The following is a 22882-nucleotide window of genomic DNA, read 5'->3' on the forward strand; positions in this document are numbered from 1 at the left end:
AACACGAGAACGAAAGGTGCCTAGTATGGCTACCGAACCATTCAGTGCAGTTGAAGTCATCCGTGCTAAGCGCGACGGGGCTGTGCTCAGCGACGAGATGATCGACTGGACCATCGATGCCTACACCCGTGGGGTCATTGCTGAAGAGCAGATGTCGGCACTAAACATGGCGATCTTCTTCCAAGGCATGAACCGCTCAGAAATTTCTCGCTGGACCACTGCGATGATCAACTCCGGTGAACGCATGGACTTCTCGTCTTTGGCTGCCCCACATGGTCAGAAGCTTCCCACGACGGACAAGCACTCCACCGGCGGGGTGGGGGACAAGATCACCTTGCCACTGGCCCCATTGGTCGCCAGCTTTGGTGTAGCCGTTCCGCAGCTCTCGGGCCGAGGGCTGGGCCACACCGGAGGCACCCTGGACAAACTTGAAGCCATCCCGGGCTGGCGCGCCAACCTGTCCAACGAGGAGCTGTTCTCCCAGCTTTCAAATGTCGGTGCGGTCATCTGTGCAGCTGGCGCGGGTCTTGCTCCAGCCGATAAGAAGCTCTACGCCTTGCGTGACGTGACCGCGACCGTTGAAGCGATTCCACTGATTGCCTCCTCGATCATGAGCAAGAAGATCGCTGAAGGCACCGGCTCACTGGTACTGGACGTGAAGGTTGGCTCTGGCGCCTTCATGAAAGATGAGGTCATGGCTCGTGAATTGGCTGAGACCATGGTGAACCTTGGTACTGATGCCGGGGTCAACACGGTTGCGCTGCTCACCAACATGGAAACACCCTTGGGCCTGACCGCAGGTAACGCCATTGAGGTCGAAGAGTCGGTAGAAGTTCTTGCCGGCGGTGGACCAGAGGACGTTGTGGAGCTCACCGTTGCGTTGGCAGTGGAGATGCTCGCCGGTGCCGGCGTCCACGACGTTGATGTGCGCGCCGCATTGCAGAACGGGCGCGCTATGGACAGCTGGCGCGCCATGATCAAGGCCCAAGGTGGCGACCCGGATGCTGCGTTGCCGGTAGCCAAAGAATCGCACACCGTTGTGGCTCAAGCCGAGGGTGTGCTGGTCAAGCTCGATGCGATGGATATTGGTTTGGCTGCGTGGACCCTCGGCGCAGGTCGTGCTCGGAAGGAAGATAGCGTCCAAGCCGGTGCCGGTGTTCGTATGCATGTGAAGCCAGGAGCGTTGGTCCGCCGTGGCCAGCCGATCGCTACCTTGCTCACCGATACTCCGGAAAAGATGGCTCGTGCTATCGAGCTAGTGGAGCATGCCATTATCATTGGCTCGGAAGACGACCGTCCCGATATGCGACTGATCATGGATCGAATCGCCGCAAGCTAAGCGACATCGGCACGCCTACCAAGAGCTGGGAACCTTTCAACGGGTTCCCAGCTCTTTGGCTTCCGCGCAGAATTTTACGTTCATGAAGTCGCCTGATGGCATCGTTGGCTGGACCGGGAACCATTTGCTGGTCGTTATTCGTTGATCAGTTGTCTCCTACCTAGGTAGCGGGTGGAAGAAGTCCACATTGACGCACGAGTATGATGCGAACCTGCAGATTCTCGAGCGAAAATGAGGTAGTGGACAACGCTGTGAGCGTTTGGCGGAAAGAAGATGTAAGAACGTATGGAACTAGTCAATGAGGCTATTACGCAGGCGGCCAGTGCTTGGTGGGTGCTGCCACTGTTGTTTTTGTTCTGCATGATAGATGCATTCTTTCCCCTGGTACCCAGTGAATCTTTTTTGGTTTCATTGGCCGCAGTGGGAGTTCATACCGGATCCCCGAACCTCATTCTGGTGGGTGTTCTTGGCGCGGCCGGCGCCCTTGCTGGTGACCAGATCACCTACGCCATCGGTCGTAAGCTTGGTGCCCGCGGGTTCGGTTGGATGCGCGGACGACGTGCGCAACGTGTACTGCACTACGCAGAGAAAAAGTTAGAAACCTCAGGGGCACTACTGATTTTCACCGCCCGCTACATCCCGGTTGGACGCGTCGCCGTGAACCTCACCGCCGGAGCCACCGGCTTTAGTCATCGCCGCTTTACACTCTTTGACACCATCGGTGTGCTGACGTGGGCTGCATACTCGGTGAGCATCGGAGCGTTGGCAGGAAATTGGATGCACGACAATAAACTTTTGGGAATTGGCATCTCGATTGTTATTGCTGTGGTGCTTGGATTCATTATCGATCGGATCGTCTCTTGGGCGCTGGATCGTTATCACCGCCGCGCTGAGCAGGCCAAAGAACATCACCAACACCGGCACCACCAGACCGTTCCGCCCACGAATAACGAGGGGTAACCTCAAGTATTGAGCAGGGTCACATTGTGGCTCGCAGATCTTTACCTGCTGGAGCTGTCAGTTCACCGAAATAACGACTAGGCTCAGTGGTGTGACTGAAGAATTGATTCATACTGATTACGATCCCGAGTTCGACTTCCGGGATCTGCCTAAAGTTTCGCTACACGACCACCTCGACGGTGGCTTGCGCCCTCAAACGATCATTGAACTGGCCGCTGAGGTAAACCACAAACTGCCCGAGACCGAAGCTGAAGCTTTGGGCGATTGGTTCCGTGAATCGGCCAACTCTGGCTCTCTGCCACGTTACTTGGAAACCTTCGAGCACACCCTGGCCGTGATGCAGACTCGTGAGGCGCTGATCCGCGTCGCCCGAGAGTTTGTTGAAGACCTCGCAGAAGATGGCGTGATCTACGGCGAAGTTCGCTACGCTCCAGAGCAGCACCTGCGTGAAGGGTTGAGCCTGGACGACGTTGTTGACGCCGTCCAAGAAGGCTTGGATCAGGCGTGCGAAGCCCTGAACGCTGAAGGCCACCCAATGCAGATTGGCCAGGTGCTCAGTGCCATGCGTCAGAGCGATCAAAGCGTAGAAATTGCCAAACTTGCCCTCCGCCATCGCGGACACGGCGTGGTCGCTTTTGATATCGCCGGCCCAGAAGATGGTTTCCCCCCATCACGGATGAAAGAGGCCTTCGACCTACTGGCCGAAAACCTTTTCCCAACCACCATTCACGCCGGCGAAGCCGCCGGGTTGGACTCCATCAAGGACGCCATCCTGGTTGGACGCGCTCAGCGCCTAGGCCACGGTGTTCGTGTTGCTGAAGACATCGAAATTGAGTTCGGTGCCATTGACGAAAACGGCGAAGAACTCAGCGATGACACCGGTTTGGTCTCTCTTGGCCCGGTGGCTAACTGGGTCCGTGAACGTGGCATCCCACTGGAGATCTGCCCGTCATCGAATTTGCAGACCGGTGCCACCGCCAAATTTGGTGAAGGTATTCGCAACCACCCAATCGACCTGTTGGTTCAGACCGGCTTCAACGTCACCATCTCTCCAGATAACCGACTGATGTCAGGTACCAGCCTGTCCGATGAGTTCGAGTTGCTCGTTGAAGGCTTTGACTACGACCTCGAAGACCTGCTGGATCTGACACTGAATGCTGCCGAAGCGGCCTTCGTTCCACTGGAAATGCGCGAGCTGCTCGTTGAATACATCAACGACTACTACGACAGCCTGTTGGATGACGAGGACGAACCAGGCGAATTCGACGAAGACGAATACGAGAACGTCGCCGACTAATTCGAGCACGGCTTAAAAATCACTGGAGAAGGCCAGTTCCACTCACTGTGGGACTGGCCTTTGTCATCGCTGAACAGAAGCTGAACAGAGGTGGTTCGCTAGCATGGAGCATATGGCGCAGACGAAAACACAGACACAGCTATTGATTCACACCGTGAAAATCCTGCGCGAAAAATGCGCGTGGACCCGGGCCTTGACTCATGAGTCACTGCGCACTTACCTGATCGAGGAAAGCTACGAAGTCCTCGACGCAATTTCCGAGCACAACCCACAGCTACTCAAAGAAGAACTGGGGGACTTGTATTTTCAGATTGTGCTGCATGCGCTGATTGAAGAAGAGCAGGGGCAGTTTGGGCTTGAAGATATCTCGCAGACGTTGAACGAAAAACTACTTCGACGCAATCGACACATTTTTGACGCTGACGGAAACGTCCGTGACGAGATTACTCAGGACGTGAATGAGATTATCCGGGTCTGGGACGCTGCCAAGCAGGCAGAACGAAAAGATCTGCCGAAAGTACGCAAGAATGCTGGGCTACCTGCAGCTCTGCCATCGTTGACCCTGGCGCAAAAATTGTTAGACCGTCACAGCAGAGCAGGCTCTGACAAGGTCGATGAGCAGATTATTGGGCAGGATATTCGGGATCGAATTACCGATGAAGACAGCCTCGCGAACGAACTGTTAGCCCTGACTGCTAGGGCCCAAGAGCTGGGTTTAGATGCCGAATCTGTTCTACGCGTAACCTTGGCGAAACGTTATGGGGCTGAAACAGAAGCGACGGTATCGCCTAAATCACCTTCGAAGCGCTAGGCTAGAGACTGGCAAAGGCGCCGACGGTCTTTTCAGCGACTGCTGGCTGACCTCCCTTAGACCACACCTTTCTACAAGGAGCCCATACTCATGGCATTGATTGACGCCATTCACGCGCGCGAAATTCTTGATTCCCGCGGCAACCCAACCGTTGAGGTTGAGGTCCTGCTTTCCGACGGCTCGCACGGCCGTGCAGCAGTTCCATCCGGTGCTTCCACCGGTCAGTTCGAAGCAGTTGAGCGTCGCGACGGCGACAAGGATCGTTACCTGGGCAAGGGTGTTCTTGGAGCCGTTGAGGCTGTCATCGACGAGATCGCTGACGAACTTGAAGGCCTAGACGCTACGGACCAGCGTGCTATCGATCAGGCCATGCTTGATCTGGATGGCACCAGCAACAAGGGCAAGCTTGGCGCTAACGCTATCCTCGGCGTTTCGCTGGCAGTTGCTAACGCAGCAGCAGTGAGCTCGAACCTGCCACTGTACAAGTACCTCGGCGGCCCGAACGCTCACGTACTTCCAGTTCCTCTGATGAACATCCTCAACGGTGGCTCCCACGCCGACTCCGATGTGGACATCCAGGAATTCATGATCGTTCCTCTGGGCGCACCAACCTTCTCCGAGGGTCTGCGCTGGGGCGTTGAGGTTTACCACAACCTCAAGTCCGTTCTGAAGGAAAAGAACCTGTCCACCGGTCTTGGCGACGAGGGTGGCTTCGCTCCTAACCTGCCAAGCAACCGTGCTGCACTGGAACTGATTACCGAGGCAATCACCCGCGCTGGCTACACCCCAGGTGCAGACATCGCTCTGGCTCTGGACGTTGCTTCCTCCGAGTTCTTCGAGAACGGTGCCTACCAGTTCGAGGGCAAGGCATTGTCCGCTCAGGAAATGAGCGACTACTACGCTGAGCTCGTTGCTGACTTCCCACTGGTATCCATCGAAGATCCACTGGACGAGAACGACTGGGATGGCTGGAAGACCCTGACCGATGCTATCGGTGACAAGGTTCAGCTCGTTGGTGACGACCTGTTCGTGACCAACCCAGAGCGTCTTGCCGATGGCATTGCCAAGGGCACCGCTAACTCGCTGCTGGTGAAGGTTAACCAGATTGGTTCCCTGACCGAGACCATCGATGCAGTGACCATGGCTCAGCGCGCTGGCTACACCACCATCACCTCACACCGTTCGGGTGAAACCGAAGATGTCACCATCGCTGACATCTGCGTTGCTACCAACGCAGGTCAGATCAAGACCGGTGCCCCAGCTCGTTCCGAGCGCGTAGCAAAGTACAACCAGTTGCTGCGTATCGAGGAAGACCTAGGTGCTTCGGCAGTTTACGCTGGTCGTAACGCGTTCCCGCGTTTCAACAGCTAATTAACATTTAAAGCGAATAAGCTCGTCGGTAGTGGATACCGGCGAGCTTTTCGTTATTTAATGGAGATATGTGCCGTTTCCACGGCAGAACTTGTACGAACGCATGATGGGAAATTGGGGGAGTATGGCACAGCGACCGCCACGCATGCCTCGGCGTAATACCCCGGATCCGGTAGAGCAGTCTGAAAATATTCCTGCACAGACGCCTGAGGATTCCGGCCTAGACTCAATGGCGGAACCACCCACCGATGCGTTGCGCGTTGTCGAACCTCAGACTCCCGCCAAAAAGGCTCCCGCTGTGCCTCGACCCAAGTCTGGTGCCAGCACTGCAAGCCGTTCGGCCGAACCAAAATCTGCACCAAAGCATCAGCTCAGTGAAGATGGAGCGTCAGATGCGTCACCTCGCTCCAAGAAATTCTCGGGCAACTATTCGCAAAAATCGAAGTTGCCACTAGTTGAGCGTGCCAAGGAAAAACAGAACGAACGCCGGCGTGATGACCGGATGAAATTCTCGGCCGCAGTGCGCCGTAAACCAGGGGAAAAACCGGTAACTAATAAACCGGTACCTGAGGGAGAACCAGTAGCAGCACACCGTTTTTCCGGACGAATCGCAGCGTTGCTGGTGGTGCTCGCGTTCTTCGCGGTAATGCTGGTTCCAACTGTCAACTATTACCGTAAGCAGATGTCCGAGCTGAATGATCTCAATGCCTCCATCGAGACTCTCGAAGGGCAGCGCGACGATCTCAAAGCCGAAATCGCACGGTGGGATGATCCGCTGTACATCAAACAGCAGGCCCGTGAACGGATAAACTTGGTTATGCCAGGCGAAAAGCTGTACATGGTTGTGGGTGACCGCCCAGAAGATGATGACACAGCTACCGATGGCAATGGCAGCACTTTTGAAGTGCGTCAAGAACTTCCTTGGGTTGATGCATTGCTTGACTCGGTGCGTCGTTCCGCCACTGACTAACCACTTGAACTGAAGAGAACTTATACCCGTGACTGAACAGCCAATCCGCGAAGCCCTTGACGCTGCCGGGCGCGTACCTAGTGATGCCGACCTTGAGACCCTCTCGCGCCAGCTTAACCGGCCGGTGCGTGACGTGGTGGAAATCGGTGCTCGCTGCGTGTGCGGAAACCCGCTGGTCGCCACGACTGCTCCGCGACTTTCATCGGGTATTCCCTTCCCGACCACGTACTATTTGGCTCATCCGGTAATCACCGCAGCTGTCTCGCGTCTTGAAGCTGCCGGTTTGATGAATGAGATGAACGAGCGGTTGGGCGAAAACTCTGCGCTGGCCGCCGAATATGTAGCAGCCCACGAATCCTACCTGGCCAACCGCGCCGCCATCGGAGAGCGTTCTGGTACCGGTGCTGTACCTGAAATTGATGGTGTATCTGCCGGTGGCATGCCTACTCGCGTGAAGTGCCTGCACGTTTTAGTCGGTCATTCTCTGGCCGCTGGTGAAGGTGTTAATCCGCTGGGTGATGAAGCTTTGGCAGCCATCTCGGAATGGTGGACCAAGGATAAATGCTATTGCGTTGGTGCGTGGGATACCGAGTCGGAAGCGCCAAGCCGTGACCGCTCGCGCCACGTGAAAACCCAGGAAATGCAGGATCCGGCCCAGAAGCGCGCTCAGCGTGCCGCCAAACGAGCTCAGCGCGAAGCAGCGGAACGTGCTGCTGGAGATGACGCCTAATGCGCGTCGCCGGAATCGACTGCGGAACCAACTCCATCCGTCTGCTCATTGCAGACGTGGTGCACACGGGGCAAGGAAATACTCTGGTTGATGTTGTGCGCACCATGCGTGTTGTGCGACTGGGCCAGGGTGTTGACGCTACCGGCGCTTTTGCGGCGGAAGCCCTTGAACGTACTTTCGCCGCGGTCAAAGAGTACAAAGCACTGTGCGATGAGCACCAGGTGCAAGCCATTCGTTTTGTTGCGACTTCGGCTGCACGCGATGTTTCCAACCGCGAGGTTTTTGCTGAGGAGATTACACGCATCCTCGGCGTTTCCCCTGAGGTCATCAGCGGTGATGAAGAAGCTTCGTTGTCCTTCAACGGGGCGGCTTCGGTGCGCGCCGGACAAGAAGGCAAGAGCTTGGTCATTGACCTCGGTGGTGGATCCACCGAGTTCGTCTTGGGCGATTCCACCGGACCCTTAGCGGCCAAGAGCCTAGACATGGGCTGCGTTAGAGTGACCGAAAGATTCCAAGAGGTTGGACTAGAGGCACCGCAAGCGGTGGACTTCATAGATTCAACTTTGCGCACCCTGAATGATCACGTCGACGTTTCTGACGTTGATGCAGTCATTATGGTGGCTGGCACTTTCACTACACTCACCGCTCAGGCTCTGGGACTCTCAACCTATGAATCTGAAAAAATTCACGGTGCTGAACTGAGCTTCGAACAGATGCGGACCGCTACACAAAATATGCTTGCCTACTCGCGCGAAGAACGCGAAGCATTGGGCTTTATGCATCCTGGACGTGTGGACGTAATTCAGGCCGGCGCAGCGATCGTTGAGCGCATTCTTCATTACTTGGAAACCACCAGCGGAAATCGCCCGATGCGACTAATTGCATCGGAACACGATATTCTCGACGGAATTGCTGCAACTGCAGTTTTCAACGCCTAGTCCGCCTTTCGGAACCATCCAAGGAGAGATCTCTTGAGTTCAGCTCTGCGCGCTAAGAAACACGCGAGCCTGAAAAAGTACGGCTCTGCACTTGCCGTTGCGATCCTTACGCTAGCCATGCTGACCGGACTCACCCCGGCCCAAGCCGACGATATGCGTGACTCGGAGTACTGGCTGAAGTCCCTTGGTGTCACCGAGGCACAACAGGCTACCAAGGGTGAGGGCGTTACAGTCGCCGTAATCGATACGGGAATAGACAGCTCGCACACTGACCTCAAAGGAGCAGTGACCGGCGGAGTCGACATGTCTGGCGCAGGAGCTGAAAAGGGCAATAAGCCTATTGGTGTCATGAGCGAGCACGCCACGTTGGTAGCGACCTTGCTGGCTGGACGCGGCAACAACAAGGGCGAGATCACTAAGATTGAGTCCGAAAACGAACGACTCAAGGCGGCGTGGGAAAAGGCCAAAAAGTCGGCGGAAGACGAAAACAAGAAGCGTGAAAAAGAGGCCAAAGAGGACGAGGACAACAAAGATTCCACGTTCGACAAAGTCGAAATCCCCGAAGAACCCGAGTACCAGGATGTTCCAAAAGCCAGCGGCGGTAGCGACGGCGTCCTCGGTGTAGCACCGGCATCGCAGCTACTCTCCGTTTCCTTGTGGATGGGTGAGGGAAACCCCGCCGAGATTCCAGTTGAAGACCAAATCCCTCGTGCGGTGAAGTGGGCCGTCGATCACGGGGCCAAGATCATCAATATGTCCTTGGGATCCACTAGTCCCGCTTGGCCCGAGAGCTGGGACGAAGCGTTCAAGTACGCTGAAGATCATGACGTGGTCATCGTGGCTGCAGCCGGTAATCGTTCAGGTGGTATGAGCCAGGTCGGGGCACCAGCCACGATTCCTGGTGTGCTAACCGTTGCGGGTGTGGATGAAAGCGGAAAGGCCTCGCAGGATTCCTCCACAGAAGGCATTTCCATTGGGGTTGCTGCTCCGGCCGAACAGCTTGTCGGTGGCTTGCCAGATAACGGATACGCTCGTTGGTCCGGCACCTCGGGCGCCGCTCCCTTGGTTGCCGGGGTTGCCGCTCTGATCCGTTCCAAGTATCCAGAGATGAAGGCGCCTGATGTCATCAACCGGATTCTGAAGACCGCACGTGATACCGGTGCGCCCGGCGTTGATAACCTCTATGGTTACGGACTGATCAACGCCAACGCTGCGGTGAATAACAATGTGCCCTCAGTGTCCGAGAATCCTCTGGGGACTATCGAGGAATGGATTCGAGTGCACCGCCGGAACGTTTCTCAGAATACTGAAGTGCCCGCTCCAGGTGTGTCGATGAAAAAGTCGTCGCTGAAACAAGTTGCTGCCCCAACTCCAATCCAACCCGAGCAATCCACCCCGATCTTGCAACCGCTTTTGGTGGTCGGCGGTGGGGGATTGCTGGTTCTGCTGATCCTAGCCGGTAGCCTTCACACTTTGTTGCGAAAGCGCCGTGAGAAGATTTCGGCCAGTGTGGCTTCTGCGTCGTTGAGTTCACTGAAGGTGGGCAAATCCGCCAGAGAACACGATCTTTTTGACGACATCCCCGAAGAGGATAAATAGCTCGTCGCATGAAAACGGGAACGAAACATCCAAGTTTCGTTCCCGTTTTTGCGTTCGGATCGGCTGGCTCCTAAGGCGGCGGATGCAAGCGAAGGCAAGTCAAGGAAGTCACCGTGACGCATCTGACCGAAATAGTTAGTGAATGTTTTCACTAACTAGGAAAATCCGCGTAGAATCAAGAGTATGTCGATCATTGAATCCTCCCAGAAGCGCCCGCGCATTCTTGTCGTTGGCGGTGGCTATGTTGGCCTGTACGTCGCGATGAAGTTGCAGAAGAAGGTCAAGGCTCACGGCGGTATCGTTACCGTTGTTGATCCAAACCCATACATGACTTACCAGCCATTCTTGCCAGAAGTTGCCGGTGGCCAGATTGAACCACGCCACGTTGTGGTTTCTCACCGCCAGCACTTGAAGCACTCTGAGCTGGTTAACGGTCGAGTGCTGAGCATCGATCACGCCAACAAGAAGGCTGTCATTGCTCCAAATAACGGTGAGCAGTTTGAGCTGGAATACACCGATGTTGTGATGTCCGCTGGTGCGGTCACCCGTACCTTCCCGATCACCGGTCTTGCCGAGACCGGCATCGGCCTGAAAACCATCGAAGAGGCTGTCGCACTGCGCAACAAGGTTGCCGAGCGCATCGAGTCCGCTTCGAATATGACTGATCCAGTAGCTCGCAAGCGCGCACTGACCTTCGTCGTTGTTGGTGGCGGCTTCGCCGGTATCGAGACCATCGCAGAGCTTGAGGATATGGCTCGCGACCTGATCAAGCTCAACGACCGCATCGATCAGAAGGAAGCCCGCTTCGTTCTGGTTGAGGCAATGGGCCGCATCATGCCTGAAGTTACCGCCGAGCAGGCTGAGTGGGTAGTCGAGCACCTGCGCAGCCGCGGCGTTGAGGTTCTGCTGAACACCTCGCTGAACAGCGCTGTGGACGGCAACCTTGAGCTGATCAACATGGGCGACAAGTCCTCGGCCGGCGAATTCGGTGCTGACACCCTGATCTGGTGTGCCGGTGTTATGGCTAACCCAATGGTTCGCTCTACCGATTTCCCAATCGAGCAGCGCGGTCGCATCGAGACCCGCACCGACCTTCGCGTCAAGGATGCTAACGGCGACGCACTGGAAGGTGCATGGGCTGCTGGCGATATCTCGGCAGTCAAGGACGTTACCGGCGGTCTGCCAGATGGAACCTGTGTTCCTAACGCTCAGCACGCTGTGCGCCAGGCAAAGCTCTTGGCAAAGAACCTTTATGCTGCCCGCTACGGCGTTGGCACCATCAAGGAATACAAGCACTCAAACCTTGGCGCAGTTGCTGGCTTCGGTCGCAACAAGGGTGTTGCCAAGGTTGTTGGCATCAAGCTCAAGGGCTGGCCAGCATGGATGGCTCACCGCGGTTACCACGGTATGGCCATGCCAACCTTCGAGCGCAAGTTCCGCGTTGTTGGCGACTGGTTGGTTGCCATCTTCTTCAAGCGTGACGGCCTGCAGCTAAACAATCTTGAGGCACCACGCACGGCTTTCGAAGAGTCGGCTAAGCCAAAGAAGTAATTCTGATTCTTAGTTGATCGACTTTCGTAGCGAGGGGCCGAAATATCGGCCTCTCGCACACGTAAGAAGTGCAAATTTCTTATTTTCTTCGTTGATCACGTAAGATTTGAGTGTCTTGCCCCCATGGTGGAATTGGCATACACGGCTGACTTAAAATCAGCTGCCGAAAGGCTTGCGAGTTCGAGTCTCGCTGGGGGCACCATTACTGAGGCTTCTACTTTCTCTGATAAATCGGGGGAGTAGGAGCCTTAGTCGTATCACGAACAGCGTGAGTGCAGTGTGGGAGTGATCCAGAGCGAATCTCCACGAATATCGCCCAGAGAGTATTTATTCGGTGTGAAATCAGCGAATATCATCCTTATGACTGAGTCAATTCACAGCGTTGCTCAATAGGATTGACAACAAAGAACTCTCGCTCGCAGCGAGCCTGCATAATCGCAACCTTTGGGGGAATGACGTTGAGCAACCCGGTATTTGGGTCTAACAGCAAATCTGATGCTTGGGGAACCAAGTCAGGAAGTCCTGTCGGATTCCGTGACAACGCCAACATGAGCGCAGATCAACTGCAGGATATGTATCAGCAGCCATCGGCCACCAGCGCTGATACCGGTCGCATGACCATCGGCGACACCATCAACAAGACGATCTTCTGCCTTGCGCTTGTAGTCATTGGCGCAGCCGCTGGATGGGTCATGCCAGCCCTGATGCTTCCTGGCGCGCTGGTCGGTTTTGTCCTCGGTCTGGTTAACGTGTTCAAGAAGCGTCCATCGCCGGCACTCATCCTTGCGTACTCCGCCGCTCAGGGTCTGTTCCTTGGTGGGCTGTCACAGTTCCTTGACGGAATGTATCCAGGGGTTGCCATTCAGGCGGTGCTGGCGACCGTCTGTGTCGCAGGCGTAACCTTGGCGCTGTACCGCTCGGGTAAGTACCGCATGACTCCGAAGCTGAACAAGATCTTCATGGTTGGCATGATTGGTCTTATCGTATTCTCGCTGCTCAACATCGTTCTCTCAATGACTGGTGTTGTTGACGGAATGTTCGGCATGCGCCACGGCGTTCTCGGCTTGGTAATCGGCGTAGTAGCCGTACTGCTAGCTACCTACGCACTGGTTTCGGACTTCACCATGATCGAAGAACTTTCGCGTCAGGGTGCCCCAGCAATCATGTCGTGGCGCGGTGCTTTCGGCCTGACCATGACCTTGATCTGGCTGTACACAGAGATCCTGCGCATTCTGGCTATCCTGCGTGGCGACGACTAAACATATTGAACTAGAAAATTAGGAGCAGTGCCCAAATCGGGCACTGCTCCTTGTTTTTTGTCACAATTCCGACATGGATCCGGTGGCTTGGTTTTAGTCGCGGTAACGTAGAGCCATGAAGAATCGCCGGTTGGAACGTTTACGACGCATACGTGTCCCCCTTCCGGGCAAGATCGCAGAGAAACCTGCAGAGCCCCGCGCTGAAGTTGTTGATTTTAAGAGCGCCGAAGATATGCCATACGCGGTACGTTTAGCTGCAAGCTGGGCATGGCGCTTTTTGATCATTGTCGCCGCACTGGGCGTACTGGTCTGGGCACTGTCAAAGATCTCGTTGCTGGTGATCCCGGTTCTGGTTGCAGCACTACTTTCCGGGCTTCTGTCACCGGTGGTCAATGCACTGAACCGACGCATGGCTGTACCTCGCGGACTCGCTGTGGGCATTACGCTCATTGGCTTCCTGGCACTGGTGATTGCTGGACTATCCATGGCCGGACAGAAACTGACCACAGGGTTCAACGCCTTGTGGAGTCAGGCACTCTTCGGGATCGAGCAAGTCCAAGAATGGTTGTTCAACGGCCCGCTGAAACTGACCAACGCTGATTTGCAAAGCGTTCTTGATGACGCCCTCGCCCAGCTGCGTGGCAACGCCACCAATATTCTCAGTGAGGCACTGGGCTGGACATCTTTCATCGGACAGTTTCTCACCGGAACATTGCTGGCACTCTTTGTGCTGATTTTTCTCCTGCTCGACGGTCGAAAAATTGGTCTCTTCCTCGTTAACCTGTTGCCACGACGAGCTCGACCCGCCATGGATGGTGCGTTGACGCGAGGATGGGCATCCTTGGTCAGCTACGTTCGTGTGCAGATGCTCGTAGCATTGATTGATGCGATCGGTATTGGACTAGGCGCCTTCTTCTTGGGTGTTCCATTGGCCTTGCCACTGGGCGTCCTAGTCTTCATCGGCTCGTTCATCCCGGTAGTCGGTGCCTTATTTACCGGAGCGTTGGCAGTACTGCTGGCTCTGGTAGCCAATGGCTGGGTTAATGCCCTGATCATGCTGGCCGTGGTCTTACTGGTACAACAAGCGGAATCCAATGTCCTTCAGCCCCTGATTATGGGCAAGGCTGTGAGCTTACATCCGCTGGCAGTGGTCTTGGCAGTAGCCGGTGGCACCATGTTGGCCGGAATTCCTGGCGCGCTGTTCGCGGTGCCGCTTCTGGCCGTGCTCAATGCCGTTGTTAAATACCTCTCGGCCCGAGCCTGGGAGAGTGACCCGGTAGTGCTAGAGCACTACGGTATTCACCCCAATACCGAGGCTCGTTCTCCGAGCCCAGCGGCCAGCGCACCAGAAGAATTGGTGCGGACCGAACAATCTACTTCGCCGGAAACTCGGCATCCTGATCGCACATCAGACGAGGACTAAGTCATGACCACAGAAACTAAATTGCCAGTATCGCTAGCCGATATCGAATCCGCTGCCAAGGTCTTGAAGCCAGTGATTGCTTTGACTCCGGTAGAGCATTCCCGCGTACTTTCGCAGCACATTGGCGCCGAAGTATTCCTCAAATGCGAAAACATGCAGCGCGCAGGATCCTTTAAGGTCCGTGGCGCCTACGTGCGCATGTCCAAACTCAGCGACGAAGAAAAGGCCCGCGGCGTTGTTGCAGCTTCGGCAGGCAACCATGCGCAGGGCGTCGCACAGGCTTCCAGCCAACTGGGGATCAAGGCACGCATCTACATGCCACGCGGCGTGGCGCTGCCTAAGCTCACCGCCACCCGGGATCATGGCGCAGAAGTTGTGCTCTTCGGCGATACGGTGGATGAAGCGCTAGCAGAAGCACAGCGCTACGCCGACGAAACTGGCGCGGTGTTCGTTCACCCCTTCGACCATCCAGACATCATCGCAGGACAGGGCACCATCGGGCTTGAACTGCTCGAACAGCTCCCAGAAGTCGAGACGGTGCTCATGGGCGTCGGTGGCGGCGGACTGTTGGCTGGTGCAGCGATTGCCTTAAAAGAAAAAGCACGGCAGATGGGCCGCGAAATCAAGGTGATCGGCGTCCAAGCAGAAAATGCCGCTGCCTACCCACCGTCGTTGGCGGCGGATGCTCTGGTTCCACTAGACACCGTGCACACTATCGCCGACGGCATTGCCGTGGGCAAGCCGGGCCAGCTACCTTTCACCATCATCAAGGAACTGGTCGATGATGTGGTGACCGTATCCGAAGATGCCTTGGCTCGCGCCCTGGTGGTGCTTCTGGAACGCAATAAGCTCGTTGTAGAACCAGCCGGGGCTGTGGGCGTGGCTGCGCTGCTGGAAAACCGTCTAGAGGCGCATGGGATCAACCCAGCTACCACCGCAGTAATCCTCTCCGGCGGTAACATTGATCCGCTGTTGATGCTCAAAGTCATTCAGCGTGGTCTATCGGCCGCAGGAAGATTCCTGACTGTGCGCATGATGCTTCCAGACCGTCCCGGCGCACTGGCTCAGATCTCACGCATCATCGCAGATTCAGATGCAAACGTGACCCGACTGGACCACACCCGCATCGGTGGCTCCCTGTCCATGGGTGATGTGGCCATCACCATCGACTTGGAGACCAAGGGGCATGAGCATTCCAAAGCGGTGCTCAATAACCTACGTGCTGAAGGCTTTGACCCTCAGATCACCAACAACGCTGGCGGATCGGTCGGCTAAGGGCAACACTTAAAAGTCGATGGGCTGCTAACTCACTGAGTTAGCAGCCCATCGACTTTGTCCTTAGAAGACTTATTAGGAAGCTTCGTAAGGCTTAGCCGAAATGATTTCGACCTTGATGTCGCGACCGTTAGGAGCCACGTAAGAAAGCTTGTCGCCAACCTTGGCACCGTGAACGGCTACACCAATAGGGGACTGCTCCGAGTAAACTTCCAAATCGGTGTCGCCAGCGACCTCGCGGGAACCGAAGAGGAAGGTGGTCTCGTCGCCAGCAATGTTGGCAACAACCATCATGCCCGGCTCAACGATTCCGTCGTCGGCAGGTGCTTCGCCAACGTCTGCTCGACGCAATAGGTCCTTGAGGTACAGGATGCGGGCCTCTGCCTTACCCTGCTCTTCACGTGCGGCGTGGTAGCCACCGTTCTCCTTAAGGTCGCCCTCGGAGCGGGCCTGCTCGATGCGGGCAACGATCTCGGCGCGTCCCGGGCCTTCGAGGAAAGTCAGTTCGTTCTGGAGGCGGTCGAAGGCTTCCTGAGTCAGCCAAACGACAGGTTCGTTGCTGTTGGTGCTCACGTTGTACTTCCTTTGGTCTGTTAGGACTTCGCGGCAACTTTGGAGCTCAATGAGCCACAAAAGCCGAACGCCACCAGTGAGGTGGCGTCGACGAAGTCGAATTCGGTACGGTTTTGCGGGCTTACGTTGTTCTATCGATGCAAGCAAAGACCCCGCCAGCTTCATGAAACAGTACGCAACTGACTCATTTGCGGATGCGGGGCAAAACGTATCTTTTCAACGATAGTAGTCGCCAAAACGCGTTAAGCCCAATAGGTTCAGCTATTAGGGAATGAATGGGCGAAATATTAGCCCTTGTAGTTCTGCGGAACCTTATAGCAGGATTCAACTCCGGCGGTCACTGCGAGGTTATCGGTGTGAAGATCAACATCGATTTGTTGCTTGATCACGCCTGACTGCTCGCCTGGATCAAGCAATACGGTCTTGTAGCCGACTACAGCCTTGGACTCATTCATTGCGCGAATATCGCATTGGACGCGATCATTCGAGTTGTATTCAACCACGATGCTGCTCTTTGTCAACGTTGGAGAAACAACATCATAGTGTATGTCCTGAGCGGTGATTGCACTGTAATTGTTGAACCCAATGTAGGCAGCGCCGACAACACCAATACTCAGCGCAGAACCGATGAGCCAATTGCGCGTTTTCTTACTCAGGCTGCGTTTCTTGGGGTTGTTGTAGCGAGCCGTTAAGCTTGGATCAGACATTACTTGTCTTGCACCACTCTCTATGCCTTGGCGGCATTTGAACAGGGAATGCCGTATGTTGGTTCCTTCGACAAGTTTACCGCCTGAGGGCAATTGGGAATAACCGGCAGTCGAGTATCAGTTGTTATGAGTGGTGACCAGCGATGAGAATTTTCGGCTGTGCAGCATAGTGGCGAAGGAAAGTAGATAAGTGGAGATTCACAACGTGAAGAAAATTGCCCCATCGCAGGGCCTGCGTCTGATGGCGATCCACGCGCACCCGGATGATGAATCTTCAAAGGGCGCTGCCACCATGGCCGCCTATGTTGATGCTGGGGCTGAGGTCATGGTTGTTTCTTGCACCGGTGGCGAACGTGGCGACATTCTTAATGCTGCTGCCGGGGAGTTGGCTCACGCCCACCGCGACCTTCCAGGGGTACGCCGTACTGAGATGGCCGAAGCCGCATCTGTACTGGGCATCAAGCACCGTTGGCTTGGTTATGTCGACTCGGGCCTGCCCGAAGGTGACCCGTTGCCGGAGCTTCCCTTTGGCGCCTTCGCGCTGCAGCCCGTAGAGGTCGCTGCCGCTGGAATTATCAAGCTGATCCGTGAGTTCCGCCCACACGTAATCACCACCTACGACGAAAACGGTGGCTACCCGCACCCAGACCACATCCACAGTCACAAGGTTGCAACCTTCGCCTTCGAACACGCGGATAACCCAGAGATGTACCCAGAACTGGGAGAGCCTTGGTCGGTGGGCAAGTTGTACTACGATCGCGCCTTTGCTCCTGACCGTTTCCGTGCATTGCACTACGCCATGGTCGAGGCCGGTATTGAATCCCCTTACACAGAACGTGTTGCCCAGTGGGAAGCCGACGAAGATAACCAGATGTTCAAGTGGGTTTCACCACATACCACCACGACTCAGATTCACTGCGCGGACTTTTTCTCGCAGCGAGATCAGGCGTTGCTGGCGCACCGAACCCAGATTGACCCGGAAGGTTTCTTCTTCGCGGTCCCAGAACACGTCTATGCAGAACATTGGCCATGGGAGGATTACACGTTGATCTCTTCCAAGGTGGCGACCGAGTTGCCCGAATCAGACCTGTTCGCCGGACTAAGATAGCACTAAGCACTTCCAAGTTGTAGAAAAGAGTTGTCCGTTCCCCGTGAATACGATCTTCGCGTCCCTTGCCGTAGCCTCACAGACCACCAAATTGGGCACGGAGACCGCTAGCGACTACGGTCCCGGATTCCTTGGATTCATTTTTACCGCGGTGATGGTCATCGCTGTAATCTTCCTGATCCGCGATATGGTCCGCCGGGTGCGTCGCGTGCGCTACACCTCGGAGGCTGAAGCCAAGCAGCAGGAAATGGTGAACAAGGGCAACGAACGTAAGCTCCAGGAACCCGAAGAGCCGATCGACCCTAAGACCAACGAAGACCGGTAAACAAGTGTGTGATCTGCGCGATAGCATTATGGCGTGGCTCAACGACTTGCTGGCGCCGCCAGCCAATATCTTAGACAACATGCACACCAACTAGTCGACTGGTTCCCCTATGGGGATGAAGCTTTCGAACAGGCACGGTTACGCGATGTTCCGGTGATGCTTTCCATCGGATATGCGGCCTGCCATTGGTGTCATGTGATGAGCCACGAGTCTTTTGACGATCCGCAGATCGCAGAATTACTCAACGAGAATTTTGTGGCCATCAAGGTGGATCGTGAAGAACACCCAATGGTGGATGACACCTACATGATGGCCACCCAAGCGCTCACTGGCGCTGGCGGTTGGCCCATGACTATTTTCGCCATGCCGGACGGTCGCACAGTGCATGCCGGTACCTATTACCCGAGAGAACCACGCGGCAAAGTCCCCGGTTTCAGACAAGTTCTCCAGGCAGTGCACGAAGCGTGGGAAACCAAACGTGACGGCTTAGAAGATCAAGCCCAAATGTTGGCCGACCACCTCGCTGAGTTAGGTGCGCGCCAAAGCGCATTACTTAAACTGGAAACTGCAGCGCCGGCCACTCAGGCCTTAGCCACCGCCACCGAACGCTGGCTGGCTGCAACCAAATCCAAAGGTGGCTTTACCCCAGCCCCCAAATTCCCTCCGACTTGGGCGCTGAAAACTTTGTGGCATTCGGTCTTTACCCGCACCGAAACTGCTGAAGAAGCATTTGGAGCCGTGGCCACCCACCTTGAAGCAATGTTCTTGGGAGCATTACAAGACCACATCGATGGTGGCTTCGCCCGATACTGTGTGGATGAAAATTGGTCGGTTCCACATTTCGAAAAGATGCTCTACGACAACGCCGGTCTGCTCTCACTCGCGGCCCAAACTGCCGTATTGGCCGCAGAAGTCGCCTCCGATACACAGCGTGAGTCCGCGCCCCGGGCGCACGCACTGTCCCTTCTGGCCACCAGCAGTGCGCGTGGAATTATCAAGTTCCTGCAGGACGAACTGCTAGTTGATTCCACCTCAGCTCCTGCTTTTGCGGCCTCCTTGGACGCGGATTCCAGCAGGGGCGGCTCCCAAATTGAAGGTGCCTATTACAGCTACAGCCGTGAGGAGATTAACCAGATCCTCTCATCACTCACGCACACGCTGCCTGCAGACCTGGTTCGGTTTGCACCCGTCGCTGAAGACCCGGAGCATTTCTGCTTCTCCTTCGCCCGCGTGCCCCGCCGAGCAGAGCAAGCGGTCCTTGATGAACTGATGAAGGCATTACGGGTTTTCCGCGGTTCGCGTATTAAGCCAGTGCGCGATGAAAAAGTTATTGCTGGATGGAACGCACTAGCGATTGAGGCACTGTGTGACGCGGCGGTGCTGCTCGAAGATTCCGATGCACTAGAGCTAGCTCAATTAGTGGGGCAGTCCTTATGGCAAACGCACTGGGACGCATCAACTCGACAGCTGGCTCGCGTAAGCTTTGCTTCGCGTGCGGCGACCGGAAATGAAGCTACGCTGCAAGACTATGCAGCATTGGCGGGGGCTTTCCTTGCCCTGGGCCATGCAACCGCGGACACATTATGGACCGAGCGGGCTGACCAATTGTTGGACCGTGCCAAAGATTTTATAGATCCAGAGAATGCGGTTCCCCGAGATTCGGTACAAGCTGATGCTCGGGTCGCCGCACAACGTAACAACGTGGCTGCCGTAAGTGTCCTAGATGACGCCTTGCCAGCGGCCGGAGCCCTCTACGCCAAAGCACTGGCCAATCGTTCCATCATCGCGATGGCCCACGGACAATACACTGCCTCGCGCGCAAGCGACCTAGAAACTGCACGAGCCCTCAGCGCTCATGCCGCCGCCTTAGCAGGTGACGCACCGACGCAGGTAGCTACCGCATTGGGAGTGCAAAGTATTGTGACCGGTGCAGTGCACTATGTGGGACTTTCCGACATGCACAGCGCACTGGGTATAAGAATACGCAAGGTCATCTGGGCGCTGGGCCTTACCGCCCACCATGATCCTTCGTTGGCCGGTGAGAACGACGCTTTGAAAATTCAACCGTGTCGTGAACATGTGTGCCAAATGCCGGTGACAAACCTTGAAGATCTACTACAGGTGCTGCGTGTGAGCCACAATAGCTAGCCTCCCGAAATTGGAAGAAAGCGGCCTCTGCCCGGTACCTAGATTCAAAGATCCGCAAAGGTATCGGGGATTCGCGGTAGATTAAGAACCTAGAGATTTTGATTCGAATGAAAGGCAGTGCCACGGTGCAGCTTCCCAACCTTGCGTACCGTTACTACGAACGGCGCTTGGCGAAGTCACTACCTGCCGACAAGCTCCCACACCACATCGGAGTAATGGTCGATGGCAATCGTCGCTGGGCCAAGCTCGCAGGATCGCCAACGCTGGCCGGGCATCAGGCCGGAGCCGACAAGATCCTCGAATTCTTGGACTGGTGTGAAGAGCTGAACATCAAGATGGTCACGCTCTACATGCTCTCCACCGACAACCTCAACCGTGAGGCCAGTGAACTGCGCGACCTCTTGGAAGTCATCGGCGGAACCTTGGATCGTTTAGGCGAAACGAACCGCGTGAAAGTTCAGCAGGTAGGTGCCAAAGATCTTTTGCCTCCGGAACTTGCCCATAAACTTTCAGCTCTGGAAACAATTACCGCCAACAGGTCCGGAGTTCACGTAAATGTGGCTATTGGCTACGGTGGACGCCGTGAAATTCTGGATGCGTTCAAAGCACTACTGGGGCAAGCCGCCCATGACGGTCGGACCATCGAAGAACTGGCCGAAAACTTGTCCACGGATGACATCGAATCAGCGCTGTACACCAAGGGCCAGCCGGATCCAGACTTGGTGATCCGCACCAGCGGTGAGCAACGACTGAGCGGATTTTTGACCTGGCAAAGCGCCTATTCAGAGTTCTACTTCTGTGAAGCGTTGTGGCCTGATTTCCGTCGTGTCGACTTCCTTCGAGCGTTGCGAGACTTCGCCGATCGTCAACGCAGGTTCGGCGCCTAGAATTAAAACAATCGTTACCCAGCTGTTGCTTTCTGATGACCTCTCAAGGTCTAAGGTATTCATAAGGCCGGGGCATCAAGCCCTGGTTGATTGAAGGGTTCCACACTAGATGACCAAAAGCAGCGCCTGCCGGTACCACTACCGGAAACGCCTTGGACATCCGGTGCTGGGGTTCCCCACAAACGCGTGGGGACAGCCCCCACGCCGGATTCGAGATTGGGTGCGCTGCCATGAGCCGAACTGCCGAACAGGGTGTACGAACCTACGTCATTGACACCTCGGTTTTGCTTTCAGATCCGAAAGCGATGTTCCACTTCGACGAGCACCACGTGGTGATTCCCTTGACTGTGGTCACCGAGCTGGAGCAAAAACGTAAGGATCCAGAACTTGGATACTTTGCGCGACAAGCTTTGCGCTTGCTCGACGACTTGATCGCCAATCACGGTGGACTCGCCCAAGCAGTACCGGTCTCTTCTTCCGGTGGCACACTTCGAATTGAACTGAACCACATCGCTCCAGAAGTACTTCCGGTAGGAATGCGTTCAGGAGATAACGATGCGCGTATTTTGGCAGTGGCCAAGCACCTTCTGGACTCCGGACTTGACGTCGCCTTGGTGACCAAAGATCTGCCAATGCGAATCAAGGCATCTGCCATGGGCTTGCATGCGGAGGTTTACCGCAATGAACTGATCGCTTCTACCGGCTGGACCGGCATCGAGCAGCTTGAACTGAATGAAGAGCTGATGGCCACGCTCTATGAGCACGAACAGCTATTGAACGTCAAAGAGGTCGCTGACGCGCCGGTCAATACTGGATTTGTCATCACCTCAACTCGGGGCAGTGCCTTGGCTCGAAAGACCGATGCCAACACACTGAAGTTGGTACGTGGAGACCAGCAGGCCTTTGGATTGCATGGGCGCAGCGCAGAGCAACGCATCGCCTTGGACTTGCTCATGGATCCCGGAGTAGGCATCGTATCGCTGGGCGGAAATGCCGGAACCGGCAAATCAGCATTGGCCCTCTGCGCGGGTATGGAAGCGGTGCTTGAACGCCGTGAACACCGCAAGATTACGGTATTCCGTCCGTTGTACGCGGTCGGTGGCCAAGAGCTTGGCTACCTGCCTGGTTCTGAGGGCGAGAAGATGGGGCCATGGGCGCAAGCAGTATTCGATACGCTCGGCTCGATCGTGTCCAAGAACGCGATCGATGAAGTCATGGAACGTGGCATGCTCGAAGTCCTTCCGCTTACCCACATCCGCGGACGTTCGCTGCATGACTCCTACGTCATCGTGGATGAGGCCCAATCGCTGGAACGTAATGTGCTGCTGACCGTGCTCTCGCGTATCGGTCAGAATTCCAAGGTTGTGTTGACTCACGACGTGGCACAGCGAGACAACCTGCACGTCGGTCGACACGATGGTGTGGCTGCGGTAGTAGAGCAACTGAAGGGACATGCGCTGTTTGGCCACGTAACCCTGACTCGATCTGAACGATCTGCAATCGCCGCGCTGGTCACGGAAATGCTCGACTCACCGACACTGGCCTAAGTATCAATCGAAAACTGGCTCCTGAGCCCTTGAAAATGTTTCAAGGGCTCAGGAGCCATCTCGT

At 55.7% G+C, this 22882-nt stretch carries 20 protein-coding genes and 1 tRNA gene; 19 read left to right on the forward strand and 2 right to left on the reverse strand.

Going from position 1 to position 22882, the window contains the following annotated elements:
• Positions 1-25: 25 nt before the first annotated feature.
• The 14 genes from FJV47_RS14645 (at position 26) to ilvA (ending at position 15523) form a co-directional block, all read left to right on the forward strand.
• A complete protein-coding gene (locus FJV47_RS14645) occupies positions 26-1339 on the forward strand; it encodes a thymidine phosphorylase (RefSeq protein ID WP_159614273.1) in 1314 nt (437 codons plus the stop codon).
• 285 nt (positions 1340-1624) lie between these two features.
• Complete coding sequence (locus tag FJV47_RS14650) at positions 1625-2299, forward strand: DedA family protein (protein ID WP_159614275.1); 675 nt, start codon at positions 1625-1627, stop codon at positions 2297-2299.
• Positions 2300-2390: 91 nt separating this feature from the next.
• Positions 2391-3596 carry an adenosine deaminase gene (locus tag FJV47_RS14655; RefSeq protein WP_159614277.1) on the forward strand — a complete coding sequence of 402 codons (1206 nt, stop codon included), beginning with the start codon at positions 2391-2393 and terminating at the stop codon, positions 3594-3596.
• A gap of 112 nt (positions 3597-3708) precedes the next feature.
• Complete coding sequence (locus FJV47_RS14660) at positions 3709-4407, forward strand: MazG nucleotide pyrophosphohydrolase domain-containing protein (RefSeq protein WP_235026485.1); 699 nt, start codon at positions 3709-3711, stop codon at positions 4405-4407.
• A 90-nt stretch (positions 4408-4497) separates the two neighbouring features.
• A complete protein-coding gene (gene eno, locus FJV47_RS14665) occupies positions 4498-5778 on the forward strand; it encodes a phosphopyruvate hydratase (protein WP_159614281.1) in 1281 nt (426 codons plus the stop codon).
• 124 nt (positions 5779-5902) lie between these two features.
• Complete coding sequence (locus tag FJV47_RS16650) at positions 5903-6748, forward strand: septum formation initiator family protein (protein ID WP_235026486.1); 846 nt, start codon at positions 5903-5905, stop codon at positions 6746-6748.
• Positions 6749-6776: 28 nt separating this feature from the next.
• Positions 6777-7478, forward strand: a complete 702-nt coding sequence (locus tag FJV47_RS14675; protein ID WP_159614283.1) for a DUF501 domain-containing protein — start codon at positions 6777-6779, stop codon at positions 7476-7478.
• Positions 7478-8416 carry a Ppx/GppA phosphatase family protein gene (locus tag FJV47_RS14680; RefSeq protein WP_159614285.1) on the forward strand — a complete coding sequence of 313 codons (939 nt, stop codon included), beginning with the start codon at positions 7478-7480 and terminating at the stop codon, positions 8414-8416. The genes FJV47_RS14675 and FJV47_RS14680 overlap by 1 nt, the downstream gene beginning before the upstream one ends.
• 33 nt (positions 8417-8449) lie before the next feature.
• Complete coding sequence (locus FJV47_RS14685; RefSeq protein WP_235026487.1) at positions 8450-10015, forward strand: S8 family serine peptidase; 1566 nt, start codon at positions 8450-8452, stop codon at positions 10013-10015.
• A gap of 183 nt (positions 10016-10198) precedes the next feature.
• Complete coding sequence (locus tag FJV47_RS14690) at positions 10199-11566, forward strand: NAD(P)/FAD-dependent oxidoreductase (protein ID WP_159614287.1); 1368 nt, start codon at positions 10199-10201, stop codon at positions 11564-11566.
• A 117-nt stretch (positions 11567-11683) separates the two neighbouring features.
• Positions 11684-11768, forward strand: a tRNA-Leu gene (locus FJV47_RS14695).
• Positions 11769-12018: 250 nt separating this feature from the next.
• Positions 12019-12825: a Bax inhibitor-1/YccA family protein gene (locus tag FJV47_RS14700; protein ID WP_159614289.1), complete on the forward strand. Its 807-nt coding sequence runs from the start codon at positions 12019-12021 to the stop codon at positions 12823-12825.
• A gap of 115 nt (positions 12826-12940) precedes the next feature.
• Positions 12941-14248, forward strand: a complete 1308-nt coding sequence (locus tag FJV47_RS14705; protein WP_159614291.1) for an AI-2E family transporter — start codon at positions 12941-12943, stop codon at positions 14246-14248.
• 3 nt (positions 14249-14251) lie between these two features.
• A complete protein-coding gene (gene ilvA, locus FJV47_RS14710) occupies positions 14252-15523 on the forward strand; it encodes a threonine ammonia-lyase (RefSeq protein ID WP_159614293.1) in 1272 nt (423 codons plus the stop codon).
• 75 nt (positions 15524-15598) lie between these two features.
• On the opposite strand, the gene greA is transcribed toward ilvA, so the two are convergent.
• Both greA and FJV47_RS14720 read right to left on the reverse strand, forming a co-directional pair.
• Positions 15599-16096 (reverse strand): transcription elongation factor GreA, encoded by a 498-nt coding sequence (gene greA, locus FJV47_RS14715; protein ID WP_159614295.1) that lies wholly within the window; start codon positions 16094-16096, stop codon positions 15599-15601.
• 287 nt (positions 16097-16383) lie between these two features.
• Entirely contained in the window at positions 16384-16803 is a 420-nt protein-coding gene (locus tag FJV47_RS14720; RefSeq protein WP_159614297.1) for a DUF4307 domain-containing protein, read from the reverse strand.
• Positions 16804-17044: 241 nt separating this feature from the next.
• On the opposite strand from FJV47_RS14720, the gene mca reads away from it, so the two are divergent.
• The 5 genes from mca to FJV47_RS14745 all read left to right on the forward strand — a co-directional run bounded on the left by mca (position 17045) and on the right by FJV47_RS14745 (position 22818).
• Entirely contained in the window at positions 17045-17911 is an 867-nt protein-coding gene (gene mca, locus FJV47_RS14725) for a mycothiol conjugate amidase Mca (protein WP_159614887.1), read from the forward strand.
• A gap of 43 nt (positions 17912-17954) precedes the next feature.
• Entirely contained in the window at positions 17955-18236 is a 282-nt protein-coding gene (locus tag FJV47_RS14730; protein WP_159614299.1) for a hypothetical protein, read from the forward strand.
• 33 nt (positions 18237-18269) lie between these two features.
• Positions 18270-20384, forward strand: a complete 2115-nt coding sequence (locus tag FJV47_RS14735; protein WP_159614301.1) for a thioredoxin domain-containing protein — start codon at positions 18270-18272, stop codon at positions 20382-20384.
• Positions 20385-20491: 107 nt separating this feature from the next.
• Entirely contained in the window at positions 20492-21271 is a 780-nt protein-coding gene (locus FJV47_RS14740) for an isoprenyl transferase (protein WP_200832022.1), read from the forward strand.
• A gap of 230 nt (positions 21272-21501) precedes the next feature.
• On the forward strand, positions 21502-22818 hold the full coding sequence (locus FJV47_RS14745) for a PhoH family protein (RefSeq protein WP_159614303.1): 1317 nt from the start codon (positions 21502-21504) through the stop codon (positions 22816-22818).
• Positions 22819-22882 lie beyond the last annotated feature (64 nt).

Origin of the sequence: Glutamicibacter sp. JC586 (assembly GCF_009805585.1) — a bacterium.
Classification (GTDB): domain Bacteria; phylum Actinomycetota; class Actinomycetes; order Actinomycetales; family Micrococcaceae; genus Glutamicibacter.